Source organism: Micromonospora sp. NPDC051006 (assembly GCF_044456245.1).
In the GTDB taxonomy this organism is placed as follows: domain Bacteria; phylum Actinomycetota; class Actinomycetes; order Mycobacteriales; family Micromonosporaceae; genus Micromonospora.
The window spans coordinates 84,370-101,682 of the sequence record NZ_JBITFP010000021.1; the positions used below are offsets into that span (position 1 = coordinate 84,370).

Consider the following 17,313-nt stretch of genomic DNA (forward strand, 5'->3'; position numbering starts at 1 on the left):
GACCGCGCCGGTCGCCGACGACTCGCCGCGGCGACGACGGGACGTTACGCTCCCCGGCATGGCCAGACGCGGCTGGGGAGGATCGATCGCGACCGCGGTCGGGGTTGCTGCCGGTACCGGCGCAGCCCAACTGGGCTTCGGCTACGGGTTGGGCATCATCAACTGGGCGCCGGCCGATGCCGGCGCGGCGCCGGCGGCCTGGGTCGCCAGCCTGATCTGGGCCACCTGGATCGCCGCCACCTCGACCGTGCTCGGCGCGGTGTGCGCGCATCGGCTCCACGAGCGGTCCGCTGTCCCGGCGGCGGCCGACGGAATCCGACCGACGCCCGAATCGCCCGGCGAGGCGCCGCTCGACCCGTCAGGTCCGGACGTTGCGCCGGTCGACGAGGCCGGGAAGCACCCGAGGCCGGCCGCCGCGCCGATGGCGGACACCACCCGGGGCGGCGGACTGTGGCACGTCGGCCTCGCGGTCGCCGCCGGCCTCGGCGCCCTGATCACCGTCCTGCTGGTCGCGGTGCCGGCCCGCGTCGCGGCCGCTCCGGACACCGCCACCCCGCAGCGCGTCGCCGCCGGCTACGCGGCGATCGGGGTGCTGCTCGGCGTGCTCGCCGCGCTCTGGGCACTTCGCTCGCGCGCCGCCGCCACCAACATGATCGCGACCGTGGCCTGGCTCTGGCTGCTCGCCGTGGTCGCCGTGGTCGACGGGATGCTCTCCGGCCGTGGGCTGTCCAGCGCGCAGCTCGGCATCTGGCAGATCAGCTCGGACCGGCCCGGGTTCTGGATCCGGGACTATCTCTACTGGCCCGGGGCGCTGCTCTCGCTCGGCTCCGCGCTGGTGATCGGCGTGCTCGCCGCCCTGCGCGCGGCCCGGTCCGCGCAGCGCCGGGTCGGCGCGACGACCTCCGGCGCGGCCGGGCCGCTGCTGGTCGCGGTCGGCTACCTGCTGGCCGTGCCCCGGCTCTCGGCAATCAGCCCGGAGCAGGTGTCGGCGCACCTCATCGCGCCGTACGCGGTGATCGTGGGTATGGGCGGATCGGTGCTGCTGGCCACCCTCGCCCAGCGCGCCGACCAGCGCTCGGCGACGCGTAGCCGGCCGGCGGCTGAGCCCGCGGCCGCAGTCACCGACCCGACGCCGCCCGCCGGGGAGGCTGCCGGCGAGGCGGAGCCGTCGACCGGACAGCTCGGGCTGGGCGCGGCCGAGAAGACCTCGGCCACCCCTGGGCGATCGGGCGACTGGAACCAGCCGCCGGCGGTTTCGCCCGCGGCCCCGGCCGGTGTGCCACGGGTGCCCGCGCCCCGGACCGGGGAGGCGGACCGACTCGACCCGGTCGGTGCGGACGACGCGGCACCGGGTCAGACCCCGCCGAAACCAGCCGGCCGCCGCAGCCGGCCGCCGCGCAAGACGAGCTGACGTCGGCTCGGCCGGCGCGCCACCGCCGCAGCGGTCAGTCCACCGGCCAGGTGTGCACCGGCTCGTTGCTGCGCTGAAGCTCGGCGTAGCGCTGGACCATGTGGTGCAGCGCCGCGTTGCGGTCCATGCCTCGGCGACGTTCGGCGGCCCAGACCGCCTCGGTCTGCCAGACCGCGCCGTTGCGTCCGGTCCGGCAGCGCTGCTCGATGATGCCGAGCAGCCGGTCCCGTTCGGCCGGGGCCACGCCGAAGCCGTCCAGCCCGGCGGCGGCCTTCGGCAGCAGTACATCCAGCACCAGCTGGGTCACCGGCACGTCGCCGAGCCGCGGCCAGTGCAGGACGGCGTCCATGCCGCGCCGGGCGGCGGCGTGGAAGTTCTCCTCGGCGGAGCTGAAGGTGAGCTGGCTCCAGATCGGGCGGTCCGCCTCGGCCAGCGCGCGGGCCAGACCGAAGTAGAAGGCCGCGTTCGCCAGCATGTCGACCACCGTCGGGCCGGCGGGCAGCACCCGGTTCTCCACCCGCAGGTGCGGGCGGCCGTCCATGATGTCGTAGACCGGCCGGTTCCACCGGTAGACCGTGCCGTTGTGCAGCCGCAGCTCACCCAGCTGGGGCACCCCGCCGGCGTGCAGCACCTCGACCGGGTCCTCGTCCTCGCAGATCGGCAGGAGCGGCGGGAAGTACCGCACGTTCTCCTCGAAGAGGTCGAAGATCGAGGTGATCCACCGCTCGCCGAACCACACCCGAGGTCGTACGCCCTGCGCCTTCAGCTCATCCGGACGCGTGTCGGTGGCCTGCTCGAACAGCGCGATCCGGGTCTCCGCCCAGAGCTGCCGGCCGTACAGGAAGGGGGAGTTCGCGCCGATCGCCACCTGGACCCCGGCGATGGCCTGGGACGCGTTCCAGTAGTCGGCAAAGCTGTCCGGCGCGACCTGGAGGTGGAACTGGAGGCTGGTGCAGGCGGCCTCGGGCGCGATCGAGTCGGTGTGCGTCTGCAGCCGCTCGACACCGCGGATGTCGAGTTCGATGTCCTCGCCCCGGGCGCCGACGATCTGGTCGTTGAGCACCCGGTAGCGCTCGTTGGTGGAGAGGTTGTCCTCGACCAGGTGGCCCTCGGTGAGGGTGGGCAGGATGCCCACCAGGACGATCTTCGCGTCCGACTTGGCGGCCCGTTCGTCCGCCCGGGACAGGCTGCCGCGCAGGTCCTGCTCGTAGTCGGCGAAGCCGGCGCGCTCGATCAGCCGAGGCAGCGCGTTCAGTTCGAGGTTGAACTGCCCCAGCTCGGTCTGGAAGAGCGGGTCGGCGATGTTGGCGAGGATCTCCTCGTTGCGCATCGCCGGCTCGGCGGCCGAGTCGACCAGGTTGAGTTCGATCTCCAGCCCGGTCATCGGGCGGTCGGCGTCGAAGCCGAAGTCGTCCAGCATCAGCGCGAAGACGTCCAGGCACCGCCGGACCTTCTGCCGGTAGCGGACCCGGTCCTCGCGGGTGAAGGCGCCCTGCGAGACGTCCCTGCCCATGTGTCCTCCCGGCACGAGGCGCAGTCGGGGGCTCGCCGCCCCGGATGCGCGTTGTCAGCCATCCACGGTAAGAGCGCCCACCTCGCCAAACCAGAGGCCGACTCCGGTTATCCCGCACCGGAGCGGTTCCGTCCGGGCCTGGTCGAGCCCTCAGGCGGCAGCACCGCCCTGGTCACTGTGCCCACCACCGGCCGGACCACAAACAAGTCGTGACAATTGGCACCTGAACGACGCGGGGCCCGCGCCGGAGTACGGCGCGGGCCCGAGCGTTGGCGGAGATCCGAGGATCAGGCCTGGCGGATGGCCTCGCCCTCGATCTCGATCTTGATCTTGCGGCTGACCAGCACGCCACCGGTCTCCAGGGCGACGTTCCAGGTCAGGCCGAACTCCTCACGGTCGATCTCGGTGCTCGCCGAGAAACCGAAGATGTCCTGGCCGAAGGGGCTGCGGCCGACGCCCTCGAACTGCACGTCCAGCTCGACCTGGCGGGTGACGCCCTTGATGGTCAGCTCACCGAGCAGGACGAACTCGTTGCCGTCCTGGGACTTCACACCGGTGCTGCGGTACTCCACCGTCGGGAACTGCTCCGAGTCGAGGAACTCGGGGCTGCGCAGGTGCGCGTCCCGGTCGGCCTGGGCCGTGTTGATGCTGCTGGCCTGCATGGTGGCGGTGACCGAGGACTGCAGCGGGTCCTCGGCGATGGTGATGGTGGCGGCGGCCTCGGTGAACTCACCGCGGACCTTGCTGACCATCATGTGGCGCGCGACAAAACCCACCCGCGCGTGCGCGGCGTCCAGCACGTAGGTGCCGGCGGTCGGGATAGTGAGGCCCTGCCAGTCGCGGGTAACCGCATCGGTGCTGCTGGTCATGGTGCTCTCCTCCAGGAATATGTAGTAGCCCAACGACTGCCGCAGCAACTATAGCCGGTGCAATATTCCCCGTGTCAAGTACTGCTACGATGAACGGGTGAAGAACGTGTTGGACGATCCCCGGATCACCGCCATCGGCCTGCTCTACGAGGTGCACGCCGGGCTGACGGCCCGGTTCGCCGCCCAGTTCGACGAGCACGACGTCTCCGCCGTCGAGTTCGAGGTGCTGACCCGGCTGGCCCGGTCACCCAACAACCAGCTGCGGATGACCGATCTCGCCGCCCAGACCTCCCTCTCCACCAGCGGGGTGACCCGGGTGGTCGACCGGATGGAGCGCGACGGTCTGCTGACCCGGCGCGCCTGTCCCTCCGACCGGCGCAGCTCGTACGCCGTGGTCACCGCCGCCGGGCTGCAACGGCTGGACGAGGTGCTGCCCGGGCACCTGCGCATCATCGAGGAGTGGTTCACCGGCCAACTCGACCCGGCGGCCCTGGACGCGATGCTCGACGGGCTCCGCCGGGTACGGGACGCCGTTCACCCCTGCGCGACCGCCGGAAGCAACGCCGAGAACGAGCCCGTCGAGGAGCAGTCGACCCTCAGCCGCGGCTGAACGCCTTCGACCGCGGCCCGGTCGGCCGCACGGCCCGTGCACCGGCAGAAAGACCGGCAGAACTGCCGGACCAGCCGGATACAGCCCCCGAAATCGGACCAATCACCTGGCCGGCGCTGGCTAGTCTTCGGTCAGCGGGGATTCACCGGGGGGTGACGGCGCGGGCGAACGGCGAGGGGTAGCAACAGGGGGCTCTTCGCTCGCGCCACCCCCGGCCCCGTGCGTCCACGCTGACGCCCGCCACGGCTGACGCCCGCCACGCTGGCGTCGTCAGCGCAGATGCCCGCCGCCTTTAGCGGTGCGACCCGGTCTCCCGCGCCACGACCAGCGCGTAGAGCAGGCCTTCCTCCTGTGGCAGCAGCCGGATCCCGTTCTTCCGGCAGACCTGGTCGAGCCGGTCCAGCGCCGCCGGATCTCCGGTGCTGGCGGCCAACCCGACCAGCGCCTCCACGACGTCGCGCCGGTCCTGCCCATCGGTGCCGGCCACGGCGACCGCCGCCGCGAACCACTCCGCAGCCAACTCCCGGTCCCCCCGGTGCAGCGCGAGGTTTCCCTCGATCAGCGCACGGATGCCCTCCTCCGGGTGCGACCACCCGCCTGCGGCCACGGCCGGACCGCTGGTGAACGCGCCGAGGTCGTCCCGACGCGGCGCGCCGTCCGGACGACCCACGGACCCGGCCGCCCGGGGCCGGGGCACCACCGGGGCCGAACGCGCCTGGCGGGGCACCTCCGGGAAGCTGGCCTGTAGTTCGGCGAGCACCTCGGCCGCCTCGGTGCCGCGACCGTCCTGGGCGAGCGCCAGGCCGACCCGGCCGAGCACCCGACGTCGTTGTCCCGGATCACCCAGCTCGGCCAGCGCCGTCGCCGCCAAGCGGCCCTGGTCCACCGCGTCGGCGTACCGGCCCTCCAGGCGGGCGACCTCGGCCAGGTTCGCCCGCGCCAGCACCCGCAGCCGCTGCTCCCCGCACTGGGCGGCGAGCCGGTCCACCGCGGCGAGCCGACGCCGGGCGGCGGCCAGGTCGGCGACCCGGACCTCGTGCCACGCGAGGTTGTTCTGCGCCACCGCCATCTCCCGGACGCGCCCGTTGCGGGCCGCCAGCCGGAGCACCGAGTCGGCCTGCTCCCGGGCCTCCTGCTGATGCCCGGTGGTCACCAGCAGGGCGCCGAGCACCGTACGGGCCGCAAGCTCCCCGGTCACGTCACCGGCCCGGCGGAACGCCTCCAGCGCCCCTCGCGCCGCGGGCAACTCCTCCGCGCCCGCGCCGTGCTCGGCGGCGAGCTGGGCCACACCGACCGACGCCCACGCCCGCAGCACCGGGTCGGCATCGGCGGTACGCGGGTCGGCCAGCAACCGGCGCAGCCACTGCCGCCCGGCCACATCCCGGCCGCGGAACCGCCACCAGCGGGTCAACCCGGTCGCCAGCCGCAGCGCGGTCAGCGGATCGTCGGTCGCCGCGTGCGCCAGCGCGGAGTTGATGTCGCTGCTCACCTCGTCGAGCCGGTGCACCGCTTCGGGGAGTCCGCTACCGACCAGGTCGGTGGCGGTCCGGGCGACCAACCGGGCGACCACCGCGGCGTGCCGGAGCCGGATGCAGGTCAGCTCGCCCGCGCCGGCGGCCTGTTCGGTGGCGAAGTCGCGGACCGCGTCCAGCAGCCGGAACCGGAGCGGCCCGACGCCGCGGACGCTCAGCAGACCGAGTTCGGCGAGCCGGTCGAGCACCGGCACGGGGTCGACCGCGACCGTGCCGTCCGAGTCAGCGTCGTCGGCGAGCATCTCCTCGGCCAGGTCGACCGACCAGCGGTTGCCGAACGCGGCCAGCCGGCGCAGCGCGGCCCGTTCGTTCGGGGCGAGCAGCCGGTAGCTGGTCGCCACGGCGTCCCGCAGCGTGACGCCCACCCGCGGCCGGGAAGCCTCCGCCCCGCCCGGCGCGTCCCAGCCGGGGTGCTGCCCGCCGTCGCCGGGCGTCGCGAGGTCGAGAACCCGGTCGCCGTAGCGGTCGAGCAGTTCGGTCACGTCGAGGATCCGGCCACGGGCCGCCATCAGCTCGATGGCGAGCGGTAGCCCGTCCAGCCGGCGCACCAGCCGGGCCAGCGCCGGCAGCTCGGCCGCGACGGGCGGCTCACGGCGCACCTGGGCGAGCCGCGCGGTGAAGAGCGCCACCGCCGGCCACTGGGCCAGCACCGTCGGCTCGGCCTGTTCGTCCTCCGGTGGCGGCACCTCGAGCGGTGCGACCGGCCAGACCCACTCCCCGGGCAGGCCGACCGGATGCCGCCCGGAGACCAGCACCCGCAGCGACGGCACCGCCGCGATCAGCCGGTGCAGGGTCTCGGCGACCGGGCCGGGCGCCCGCTCGGCGGCGTCCACGACGAGCAGCGCCGGCCGGCCGGTCAGCCGGACGGCGAGGTCCGGGACCCGGGTCGCGCCGAGTACGGCCACCGAGGCGGCGAGCAGATCGGACCCGTCCGACCCGGCCGCCACCACCACCCCGGCCACCCCGCCCGGGTGACTGCCGGCCACCGCGTGCCCCACCGACAGGGCCAGCGCGGTCTTGCCGACGCCGGCCAACCCGACCAGGCTCACCAGCCGGGGTCCGAGTTCGTCGGTGAGCATGCCGGTCAACTCGGTCACGTCCCGGTCGCGCCCGATCAGCTCGACCGGCGGCGGCAGGCTCACCGGGCCCGCGTCGCCCCGCTCACCGCCGGCCGTCAGCGGATCGCCGGAAGGGTCGGGCGGATCGGCGGTCGGCCCGCGGGCCGCGGCGAGGAAGGCCGCCCGGGTGACCCCGGTGAGGTCGAGCGCGCCGGCGAGCAGCTCGACGGTGGTCCGCTGTGGCCGCGAGGACCGACCGCGTTCCAGGTCACGCACCGTCCGTACGCCGACACCGGCGCGGTCGGCCAGCTCGGCCTGGGTGAGGCCGGCGGCGAGCCGGTGCCCGCGCAACAGGTCCGGCAGACCAGTACGAACGCCCAGGCCGGGCGATCGATCATGAGCCGGAGTCATGGGGTGGAACACTACGGATCGGGTCCGACCTCCGGCAGTCGAGCGTCGGGCTGCCGACGCTCCGCCGCCGATACCCGACAGCGGCAGCGTCGGCGAGCGTTCAGAGCCCGAGGTCGCGAGAGATGATCATCCGCTGCACCTCGCTGGTGCCCTCGCCGATCTCCAGGATCTTCGAGTCCCGCCAGAACCGGGCTACCGGGTACTCGTTCATGAAGCCGTAGCCGCCGTGGACCTGGGTGGCCTCGCGGGCGTTGTCCACCGCGACCGTGCTGGCGTGCAGCTTGGCGATCGCGGCCTGGCGCTTGAACGGCTCGCCGGCCAGCATCCGGGCCGCCGCGTCGTAGTAGGCCAGCCGGGCGGTGTGCGCCTTCAGCTCCATGTCGGCGATCTTGAACTGGATCGCCTGGTAGTTGCCGATCGGCTGGCCAAAGGCGTGCCGCTCCTTGGCGTACTTGACGGACTCGTCGACGCAGCCCTGGGCGAGGCCGACGGCGAGCGCGGCGATGGCGATCCGCCCCTCGTCGAGGATGCGCAGGAACTGGGCGAAGCCCCGACCCCGCTCGCCGAGCAGGTTCGCCGCCGGCACCCGGCAGTCCTCGAAGGTCAGCTCGTGGGTGTCCGAGGCGTTCCAGCCGACCTTGGAGTAGGCCGGCGCGACGGTGAAGCCCGGGGTGCCGGAGGGCACGATGATGGTGGAGAGCTCCTTCGAGCCGTCCTCGCGTACCCCGGTCACCGCGGTCACCGTGACCAGCGTGGTGATGTCGGTGCCCGAGTTGGTGATGAACGCCTTCGAGCCGTTGATCACCCACTCGTTCGTCGCCTCGTCCAGGACCGCCCGGGTCTGGGTGCCGCCCGCGTCGGAGCCGGTGCCCGGCTCGGTCAGCCCGAAGCCCGCGAGGGCCTCGCCGCTGAGCAGCTTCGGCAGCCACTGCGCCTTCTGCTCGTCGTTGCCGAAGCGGTAGATCGGCATGGCGCCCAGGGAGACCGCGGCCTCCAGGGTGATGGCCACGCTGGAGTCGACCCGGGCCAGCTCCTCCAGGGCCAGGCAGAGCGCGAAGTAGTCGCCGCCCATGCCGCCGTGCTCCTCGGGGAAGGGGAGCCCGAAGAGGCCCATCTTGCCCATCTGCCGGATCACCTCGTACGGGAAGGTGTGCTTCTCGTAGTGCTCGGCGATGACCGGTGCGACCACCTCGCGGGCGAAGTCCCGCACGCTCTCCCGCAGCGCCTCTTGCTCCTCGGTGAGCCGGAAGTCCATGGGTTCCTCCTGTAGGACGGGCCCGCCGGGCGCTCGTGACGCCGGCCGGGAGTGGGTCGGGTCGGTCAGACCGGGGTGACGCCGTGCCGGCGCCGGGAGAAGTGCCGTTCCTTGCCCTGCGCCGCCGTGAACCGGCGGACCAGTTCGGCCCGCAGCTCGTGCGGCTCGACGATCGCGTCGATCACCAGCTCGCTGGCGAGCCGGACGATGTCGATGTCCTGCTCGTACTCCGCGCGCTTCGCGGCGACGAACGCGGCGCGCTCCGCCTCGTCCTCGATCGCGGCGATCTTGTTGGCGTAGACCGCGTTCACCGCCGCCTCGGCACCCATCACGGCGATCTTGGCGGTGGGCAGCGCGATGGTGGCGTCGGGCTCGAAGCCGGGGCCGGCCATCGCGTAGAGGCCCGCGCCGTACGCCTTGCGGACCACCACGCAGATCTTCGGCACGGTGGCCTCGGAGATCGCAGTGATCATCTTGGCGCCGTGGCGGATGATGCCCTGCTTCTCGACCGCGCTGCCCACCATGAAGCCGGGCACGTCGGAGAGGAAGAGCAGCGGCACGTTGAACGCGTCGCAGAGCTGCACGAACCGGGTGGCCTTGTCGGCCGAGTCGACGAAGAGCACGCCGCCCTTGAACATCGAGTTGTTGCCGACCACGCCGACGACCTGGCCGTCGAGCCGGCCGAAGCCGATGGTCAGCTCCTTGGCCCAGAGCGCCTGGATCTCAAAGAAGCTGTCCTCGTCGAGCAGACCCTTGACGTAGCGGCGCATGTCGAACGCCTGCCGCTCGCTCGCCGGCACCAGCGCGGCCAGGTCGGCCTTCGCCGGCGCGGGCTGCGCCTCGGCCACCGGCGGCGCCTGGGTCCAGTTCGCCGGCAGGTAGGACAGGTAGCGCTTCACCACGTCGAGCGCCTCGGCCTCGGTCTTGCAGAGGAAGTGCCCGACGCCGGACTCGGCGCAGTGCACCTTGGCGCCGCCCATCGCCTCCAGGGTGGTCTTCTCGCCGGTGACCATCTCGACCATCCGGTCCGAGCCGAGGTACATGCTCGCGTTGCCGTCGACCATGGCGACCACGTCGCAGAACGCCGGGATGTAGGCCCCGCCGGCCGCGCTCGGCCCGAAGAGCGCGCAGACCTGCGGGATGGAGCCGGAGGCGCGGACCTGGTTCCAGAAGATCTTTCCGGCGCCGCGCCGGCCGGGGAAGAGCTCGACCTGGTCGGTGATCCGGGCGCCGGCCGAGTCGACCAGGTAGACCATCGGCACGCTGGTGGAGTAGGCCCGCTCGATGATCCGGATGATCTTCTCTACGGTGCGCGCGCCCCAGCTGCCGGCCTTGACCGTGGAGTCGTTCGCCATCAGGCAGACCTGCCGCCCGTCGATGGTGGCGGTGCCGGTGACCACGCCGTCGGCGGGCAGGCCGTCGGCCATTGCGTTGGCGTAGAGGCCGTCCTCGACGAAGCTGCCCTCGTCGACCAGGAGCGCGACCCGTTCCCGGGCGAAGAGCTTGCCCTTGGCGGCGTTGGCCGCGTGATACTTGTCCGCCCCGCCGGCCTGGGCCCGCTTGCGCAGCTGCTCCAGTGCCTCACCGTCGAGCGTCACGCCGACTCCCTCGCCTGTTGCGACCTGAACGATCGTTAGGCTATCGCATCGCGAGGACGCCCGGCCACCCGGACGCCGCCGCACCGCACGACGGCGAACGCGAACCAAATATTGAAATTGATGGATGTATATGTCTAGGCTCCTGACACCCCTTCCGGATTGGAGCCCGCAATGACCTCACGCATCGGCCGGATCGCAGGCGCGTTGGTCGCGACGGCAGTCGCCACCCTCGGCGTGACGGTGGCCAACCCGTCACCCGCGTCCGCGGCCATGACCATCTGCTACAACACCAGCCAGGCGCCGAGCTACGCCAGCATCGCCAACCAGGCCGCCTCCATCTGGAACAACGCCACCTCGAACCTGACGCTCTCGGCGAACTGCGGCTCCAACCTGCGGATCTACCAGATCACCGGCGGCGGCTCGTACGCCGTGCGGACCAGCCTCGGCAACGGCCGGGTCTACATTGACACCCAGCAGGCCTCGCAGTACAGCCCGCTGCGGATCATGACCCACGAGATCGGGCACATCCTCGGCCTGCCGGACAACTACAACGGCAACTGCGCGATCCTGATGTCCGGCGGCAGCGCCGGCACCAGCTGCACCAACCCCTACCCGAGCACCACCGAGGCGAACCGGGTGAGCAACCTCTTCGCCGGCACCCGCAGCGCCGGCGAGCGCGCCGCGGACCGCACCGGGTCGGAGATCTTCCGGGACAGCTGGCCGGCCCCGGCCACGCTGGCCCCGATCGGCTGACCGACCGGGTACGACGGAGGGGCGGCGCGACCGCCGGCCCCTCCGCTGCGTGCCCGACCGGTCAGGCCGGCATCGGCGTCAACCGGGTACGCGGGCCGGCCCGCAGCACGCCGGAGGGGAGCTTCCCGCCGATCAGCCGCTCGGCCAGCTCGGCGGCCTCGATCAGGGCGTCCAGGTCGATGCCGGTGTCGATGCCCATGTCGTGCAGCATGTGCACCGCCTCCTCGGTGGCCAGGTTGCCGCTCGCCCCCGGCGCGTACGGGCAGCCGCCGAGACCGCCGACGCTGGCGTCGAACTCGGTGACTCCCAGCTCCAGCGCGGTGAGCAGGTTGGCCAGCGCGGTGCCCCGGGTGTTGTGGAAGTGCAGCAGCACCGGAACGTGCGCGTTGCGGTCGCGTACCGCGGTCAGCAGGTCGCGGACCCGGCGCGGGGTGCCCATGCCGGTGGTGTCGCCGAACGCCACCCGGTCCGCACCGTCGGAGACCACCCGGTCGACGATCCCGGCGACCCGCTGCGGGTCGATGTCCCCCTCGTAGGGGCAGCCGAAGCTGGTCGCCACGATCACCTCGGCCTGCGCCCCCGCGCCGTGCAGCAGGTCGATCAGCTCGGCGATGTCGTCGAGCGACTGGTCGGTCGAGCGGTTGACGTTGCGCCGGTTGTGCGTGTCGCTGGCCGAGACGACCACCTCGATCTCGGTGAACCCGGCGGCAAGGGCGCGCTGCGCGCCGCGGGTGTTCGGCACCAACGCCGAGTAGCGCACCCCGTCGGCCTTGCGGGCCCGCTGCCACACCTCGTCCGCGTCGGCCATCTGCGGGATCGCCTTCGGGTGCACGAACGACACCGCCTCGATCCGCTTGACGCCGGTGCCGGAGAGCGCGTCGAGCAGGCGCACCTTGGCGTCGGTCGGGATCGGCTCCTCGTTCTGGAGCCCGTCGCGCGGCCCGACCTCGCGGATCGACACGGAAGTTGGCAGCTGGCTCATGCGATGGTCACCTCACTGTGACGCGTGCTGGTTCCTGGTCCCTCAAGCCTCCCACCCGCGCCGAAAAATCCGCATCCAGCCGGGCTGATCATGAAGTTGTTGCCGCGACACGCCGAGGTGGTGGGCAACAACTTCATGATCAGCGGCGCAGGGGGGCGGGTCAGCGCATCCGGGAGACGATGCCGGTGTCGTAGTCGCCGGAGACGAACTCGTCGTTCTCCAACAGCTCGGCGAAGAACGGCAGGTTGCACTTCGGGCCGGCCACCTCGAAGGCGGCCACGGCGGCGCGGGCCCGCTCGATCGCCTCGGCCCGATCCGCGCCGCTGACGATCAGCTTCGCCAGCAGGCTGTCGTAGAACGGGGTGACGGTGTTGCCGGCGACGTAGCCGGAGTCGACCCGAACGCCCTCGCCGGTCGGCTCGGCCCACGTGGTGATCGCGCCCGGGCCGGGCAGGAAACGCTTCGGGTCCTCGGCGTTGATCCGCAGCTCGATGGCGTGCCCGCGCGGGGCGAGCCGGTCCGGGTCGAACGTCGGGGCGAGCCCACCGGCCACCCGCAGCTGCTCCTCGACCAGGTCCAGGCCGTAGACCAGCTCGGTCACCGGGTGCTCCACCTGGAGGCGGGTGTTCATCTCCAGGAAGAAGAACTCCTCGGAACCGGAACCCTCCCCCTTGGAGTCCCGCTCACGCGGGACCAACAGGCACTCCACCGTGCCGGCGTTGCGGTAGCCGACCGCCTCGCCGGCCCGCACCGCCGCGGCGAGGAACCGCGCGCGCAGCTCGGGCGAGACGGCCGGCGACGGCGACTCCTCGACCAGCTTCTGGTTGCGCCGCTGCACCGAGCACTCCCGCTCGCCGAGCGCCACCACCCGACCGTCGGCCAGACCGAGGATCTGCACCTCGACGTGGCGTACCCGGGGGAAGTACCGCTCGAGCAGCACCGAGCCGTCGCCGAACATCCGCTCGGCGAACGCGCGCACCTTGTCGTACTCGGTGCGCAGCGCGGCCTCGTCGACGGCCACGCCCATGCCCATGCCGCCGCCACCGGCCGCGGCCTTGACCATCACCGGGTAGCCGATCTCGGCCGCCGCCGCGACGGCGGCGTTCAGGTCGGCCGCCGGTTCGGTGGTGCCGGGCGCGACCGGGACGCCGGCCGCCGCCATCAGGTTCCGAGCATTGATCTTGTCGCCCATCGCGGTGATCGCGTCCGCGCCGGGCCCGACCCAGATCAGCCCGCTGGCCTCGACGGTACGGGCGAAGTCGGCGTTCTCCGAGAGGAATCCGTAGCCGGGGTGGATCGCCTGCGCGCCGGTGGACCTGGCGGCCGCGAGGATCGCCTCGGTGTTGCGGTAGCTCTGCGCGGGGTTGGCCGGGCCGACGCAGACGGCCTCGTCGGCCTCGGTGACGAAGGGCAGACCGGCGTCCGCCTCCGAGTGCACCGCGATCGCGCGTACGCCGAGCCGCTTGGCGGTACGGATGATCCGGCGGGCGATCTCGCCCCGGTTGGCGACCAGCAGCGACTCGATCATGTTTCCTCCCCAGCGTCCAGATGTCGGGACGGTTGTCAGGGAACCATGCCACCCCGGCCAGTCAGAAGTCGCCATCGGGGTCGGTCAGCGAGGTCGGCCCGGGGTGTCAGGCCAGGAGGGCGGCGAGGGTCGCGCCGCGCAGCAGCTCGGCCCGGCGTCGCCGGTCCACCTCACCGCCGAGGAACGGGGTCGAGTTCATCAGGCCGAAGGCCGCGTGCGCCAACACCCGGGCCTCGCCGTCCGGCATGCCCGGGTGCAGGGCGGTCAGCACCGTCACCCACTCCTCGACGTAGAGCCGCTGCAGGCGCCGGATCCGGCGGCGCGGCTCGTCGGGAAGGCGGTCCAGCTCGTGCAGGTGCAGGGCGATCACCGCGGGGTTGGCCAGCGCGAAGTCGACGTGGTAGTCGATCAGCGACTCCAGCACGCCGCGCGGATCGTCGGGGCGGCCGGCCGCGCGTTCCCGGCCGCCGGCGAGCAGCCCCTCGCTCACCGGGATCAGCGCGGCGACCAGCATCGCCTCCTTGCCGGCGAAGTGGTGGTAGAGGGCCGGACCGGTGACCCCGGCGGCCGCGCCGATGTCGTCCATCGAGACGCCGTGGTAGCCCCGGGCGGCGAAGAGACCGACCGCGATCTCCAGGATCTCGTCCTTGCGGGACCGGCGCCGCCCCGCGCTCGCCGCGCCGCCGCGCGCCTGCTGCTCCACCGTCACCGGGCAAGCCTAGACCGCGCCCAGCGCGAGGTGGAGGCTTGGTTACCGGGCGGTTGGTCACACCTGAGGAGCGGGCGACCGGGCGATGCCGGCCGGCTTGACCCTCGACCCGCTCGACCCCCCAAGATCGCCGGCATGACCGCATCCCGACTCGGGCGTGACTACCACCTGCTCTGGTCCGCCGCCGTCTCGTCCCGGTTCGGTGACGCGCTGCGGACGCCGGCGCTGGCCCTGCTGGCCGCGACGCTGACCCGCGACCCCCGGGTCATCGCGGCGGTCACCGTGGCCGGCCAGTTGCCGCCGCTGCTCTTCGGCCTGCTCGGCGGCGTGTACGCGGACCGCTGGGACCGCCGGCGGACGATGGCCCTGGTGGACGGGGTACGCGCCGCCGTGGTCGGCGCGCTGGCCGTCGCGGTCGCCCTAGACCGGGCCGGCGTCGCGGCGTTGCTGCTGGCCGCGTTCCTGCTCGCCACGCTGGGCACCCTCTTCGACGCCGCCTCCTTCGCGCTGCTCCCCGCGCTGGTGCCGCCGGCCGCGCTGCCCCGGGCGAACGGCCGGCTCCAGGCGGGCGCCGCGGTGGCCGGCGGCTTCCTCGGCGCGCCCGCCGCCGGCCTGCTCTTCACCGCCGCCCCGGCGCTGCCCTTCACCATCGACGCGGTCACGTTCGCGGTGGCCGCCCTCCTCGTGCTCGCCCTCACCCCGGCCCGTCCGCTCGGCGACGCGAAGCCCACACCGCGGGGCTCGGTGCGGGCCGAGATCGGCGAGGGGGTGCGGTGGCTGCGCGGGGACCGGACCCTGTGGCGGTTCACCCTGCTCACCGCGGCGAGCAACCTGGCGATAAGCGGGCTGCTGGCCGTGCTGGTGCTCTACGCGCTGGACGTGCTGCGGGTGCCGCCGGCCGGGTACGGGCTCTTCGCCGCGGCGGCCATCGTCGGCGGGGTGGCCGGGGCGCTCGGCTCGGGGCGACTCGCCGCCCGGCTCGGCACGGTGCCGGCGCTGCGCGCGGTGCTCGCCGTGCAGACCGTCGCGCTGGCCGGGTTCGCGCTGGCCCGGCACCCGGTGCCGGGCGGGCTCGCGCTGGCCGTCTTCGCCGCCGGCACCGCCTCGTGGAACAGCGTCTTTGCGTCGTACGGGCAGCGGCGCGTGCCGGCCGGGCTGCTCGGTCGGGTGGGCGCCGCCCAGCGGATGGTCGGGCTGCTCACCGCGCCGGTCGGCGCGGCGCTCGCCGGCCTGGTCGGGGCGGCGTACGGGACGGCGCCGGTGGCGGTGGGCGCGGCCGGCACGTTCGCGCTGGTCACCCTCGCCGCGTGGTGGGCACTGCGGCCGGCTCCGCCGGTGCCGCCGCCGGCCGCGCCCACCAGCCCCGGGACAGCAGCCCGGCCAGCGCCGCGCCCGTCGCGTTGAGCAGCACGTCGTCCGCCGAGGAGACCCGGCCGAGATCCAGCGCGTACTGGAGGGTCTCGACCAGCACCGAGCCGACCGCGCCGAGCAGGAAGAGCCGACCGACGCCGGCCAGCGCGGCGAGGCGTACCGGGGCGAAGAAGCCCAGCGCCGCGAAGACCAGCAGGTTGCCGACGACCTGCACCACCGCGGTCACCGGTGGGCCGGTGAGCAGGTCGGCCAGGTCGCGCAGCGGCACCGGGTCGACCTGGCGGGGCGCGTCGCGCGGGGTGAGGATCATCCACACCCAGGGCAGGGTGCCGGCGACCGCGCCCACCTCCGCGACGCTGCGTCGCCACGCCTGCCCGGCCGGCACGTCCCGACGCCGGGCGAGCCCGGCGGTGACCAGGGCCAGCAGGGGCAGCCCGGCCAGCACGGCGAGCAGGACGCCGCCCCAGTCCCGCCAGACCTGCTCCACGGGCGGAGCCTAGCCCGGCGCGCGCTCCCGGTGGGACAGCCCGGAGAGGCGCAGCGCGATCCGTTGCCTGACCTGCGGCAGGGCGCCGAGCAGCCGCAGCAGCGCGTCCCGCACCGGCCGGCCGGCGGGCGGCAGGGTGGCCAGCCGGGTCAGCCCGGCGGCGAAGCTCAGCACGTCCTCGGCCATCGGGCGCTGCCGCGCGGTGTACTCGTCGAGCAGCGTCTCCGGGCCGCCGGCGAGCACGTCGGAGAGGGCGGTGCCGAGGGCCACCGCGTCGCAGATGCCGAGGTTCATGCCCTGCCCGCCGGCCGGGCTGTGCACGTGCCCGGCGTCTCCGGCCAGCAGCACCGGCCCGGCCCGGAACGTGTCGGCGAGCCGGTGGTGCACCCGGAACCGGGATCCCCAGAGCACCTCGGTCACCTGGTCGGGTCGCTGCGCGGGTCCGCGTTCATCGAGCAGCGCCTGGAGGTAGGCCCGGTCCGGCTCGGCGGGGGCCGCCGGCACGGCGGCGACCAGCCGGACCACCCCGTCCGGGAGGGACGCCCAGACCAGCGGCCCGGAGCGGGCGAGGAATAGCGACACCTCCTCGCGGGGCAGGGTGCTGCGGACCCGGACGTCGGCGAGCACGTAGGACTCCTCGTCGGTGGGACCGGTGAAGCCGATGCCGGCGGCCTGCCGGACGGTGCTGTGCATGCCGTCCGCGCCGACCACGTACCGGGCGCGCAGCGGGGCCCCGTCGACCTCAGCGAGCACCCCGTCGTCGGTCCGGGTCAGACCGGTCAGCCGGCACGGCCGCCGCACCCGCACCCCGTGCTCGGCCAACCGCTCGGCGAGCACCGCCTCGGTGACCGACTGGGAGACCAGCAGCGCGTAGGGGAAGCGGGACGGCAACCGGTCGAACGGCACCGCGAGCAGCACCCGGTCGCGGTCGCGCACGGTGAACCGCGGCGCCCGCAGGCCCTGGGCGACGAGCGGCGCAGCGGCGTCGATCCGGTCCAGCACCTCCAGGGTGTACGCGTGCACGACGGCCGCCCGGGAGGTCACCGGCGGGTGGTCGATCTGGTCGAGCACGGTCACCTCGACCCCGCGTCGGGCCAGGGTGAGCGCGGTGGCGAGGCCGGTCGGGCCGCCTCCCACCACCAGAACGTCGGTCTTCGCGGGCAGCATCGCCACCTCCGGGAAGGGATTGCCAACGTGTGTTGGCAAACACTTGTTGGCAAGTTTGG

Annotated in this window: 14 protein-coding genes; 4 read left to right on the forward strand and 10 right to left on the reverse strand. The window is 73.5% G+C overall.

Features of this window, described 5'->3' with window-relative positions:
- The first annotated feature begins 58 nt into the window (after window positions 1-58).
- The gene (locus ACIBBA_RS25945) at window positions 59-1,411 is read left to right on the forward strand and encodes a hypothetical protein (RefSeq protein WP_396700532.1); all 1,353 of its coding nucleotides are present in this window, start codon (window positions 59-61) and stop codon (window positions 1,409-1,411) included.
- A 34-nt stretch (window positions 1,412-1,445) separates the two neighbouring features.
- Here the strand turns inward: ACIBBA_RS25945 and ACIBBA_RS25950 are convergent, their stop codons facing one another.
- Window positions 1,446-2,924 (reverse strand): glutamate--cysteine ligase, encoded by a 1,479-nt coding sequence (locus ACIBBA_RS25950; RefSeq protein WP_396700533.1) that lies wholly within the window; start codon window positions 2,922-2,924, stop codon window positions 1,446-1,448.
- Between the two features lie 287 nt (window positions 2,925-3,211).
- On the reverse strand, window positions 3,212-3,793 hold the full coding sequence (locus ACIBBA_RS25955) for a YceI family protein (RefSeq protein ID WP_396700534.1): 582 nt from the start codon (window positions 3,791-3,793) through the stop codon (window positions 3,212-3,214).
- 97 nt (window positions 3,794-3,890) lie between these two features.
- On the opposite strand from ACIBBA_RS25955, the gene ACIBBA_RS25960 reads away from it, so the two are divergent.
- Complete coding sequence (locus ACIBBA_RS25960) at window positions 3,891-4,403, forward strand: MarR family winged helix-turn-helix transcriptional regulator (protein ID WP_396700535.1); 513 nt, start codon at window positions 3,891-3,893, stop codon at window positions 4,401-4,403.
- A 292-nt stretch (window positions 4,404-4,695) separates the two neighbouring features.
- Here the strand turns inward: ACIBBA_RS25960 and ACIBBA_RS25965 are convergent, their stop codons facing one another.
- From ACIBBA_RS25965 to ACIBBA_RS25975, 3 genes are all read right to left on the reverse strand, one after another.
- Window positions 4,696-7,404 carry an ATP-binding protein gene (locus ACIBBA_RS25965; RefSeq protein WP_396700536.1) on the reverse strand — a complete coding sequence of 903 codons (2,709 nt, stop codon included), beginning with the start codon at window positions 7,402-7,404 and terminating at the stop codon, window positions 4,696-4,698.
- A gap of 100 nt (window positions 7,405-7,504) precedes the next feature.
- A complete protein-coding gene (locus tag ACIBBA_RS25970) occupies window positions 7,505-8,659 on the reverse strand; it encodes an acyl-CoA dehydrogenase family protein (RefSeq protein WP_396700537.1) in 1,155 nt (384 codons plus the stop codon).
- A 65-nt stretch (window positions 8,660-8,724) separates the two neighbouring features.
- Window positions 8,725-10,257: an acyl-CoA carboxylase subunit beta gene (locus ACIBBA_RS25975; protein ID WP_396700538.1), complete on the reverse strand. Its 1,533-nt coding sequence runs from the start codon at window positions 10,255-10,257 to the stop codon at window positions 8,725-8,727.
- A gap of 171 nt (window positions 10,258-10,428) precedes the next feature.
- Between ACIBBA_RS25975 and ACIBBA_RS25980 the strand changes: the two genes are divergently transcribed.
- Window positions 10,429-11,010, forward strand: a complete 582-nt coding sequence (locus tag ACIBBA_RS25980; protein ID WP_357046700.1) for a snapalysin family zinc-dependent metalloprotease — start codon at window positions 10,429-10,431, stop codon at window positions 11,008-11,010.
- Between the two features lie 61 nt (window positions 11,011-11,071).
- Here ACIBBA_RS25980 and ACIBBA_RS25985 read toward each other — a convergent pair whose 3' ends face one another.
- From ACIBBA_RS25985 to ACIBBA_RS25995, 3 genes are all read right to left on the reverse strand, one after another.
- Window positions 11,072-11,992 carry a hydroxymethylglutaryl-CoA lyase gene (locus ACIBBA_RS25985; RefSeq protein ID WP_396700539.1) on the reverse strand — a complete coding sequence of 307 codons (921 nt, stop codon included), beginning with the start codon at window positions 11,990-11,992 and terminating at the stop codon, window positions 11,072-11,074.
- 160 nt (window positions 11,993-12,152) lie between these two features.
- Complete coding sequence (locus ACIBBA_RS25990; protein ID WP_396700540.1) at window positions 12,153-13,520, reverse strand: acetyl/propionyl/methylcrotonyl-CoA carboxylase subunit alpha; 1,368 nt, start codon at window positions 13,518-13,520, stop codon at window positions 12,153-12,155.
- Window positions 13,521-13,626: 106 nt separating this feature from the next.
- The gene (locus tag ACIBBA_RS25995) at window positions 13,627-14,229 is read right to left on the reverse strand and encodes a helix-turn-helix domain-containing protein (RefSeq protein ID WP_350868607.1); all 603 of its coding nucleotides are present in this window, start codon (window positions 14,227-14,229) and stop codon (window positions 13,627-13,629) included.
- A gap of 135 nt (window positions 14,230-14,364) precedes the next feature.
- Between ACIBBA_RS25995 and ACIBBA_RS26000 the strand changes: the two genes are divergently transcribed.
- Window positions 14,365-15,633, forward strand: a complete 1,269-nt coding sequence (locus ACIBBA_RS26000; protein WP_396700541.1) for an MFS transporter — start codon at window positions 14,365-14,367, stop codon at window positions 15,631-15,633.
- Here the strand turns inward: ACIBBA_RS26000 and ACIBBA_RS26005 are convergent.
- Window positions 15,524-16,087: a VanZ family protein gene (locus ACIBBA_RS26005; protein ID WP_396700542.1), complete on the reverse strand. Its 564-nt coding sequence runs from the start codon at window positions 16,085-16,087 to the stop codon at window positions 15,524-15,526. The two genes, ACIBBA_RS26000 and ACIBBA_RS26005, sit on opposite strands and share 110 nt — an antisense overlap.
- Before the next feature lie 9 nt (window positions 16,088-16,096).
- On the reverse strand, window positions 16,097-17,254 hold the full coding sequence (locus ACIBBA_RS26010) for an FAD-dependent oxidoreductase (RefSeq protein WP_396700543.1): 1,158 nt from the start codon (window positions 17,252-17,254) through the stop codon (window positions 16,097-16,099).
- Between the last annotated feature and the right edge of the window lie 59 nt (window positions 17,255-17,313).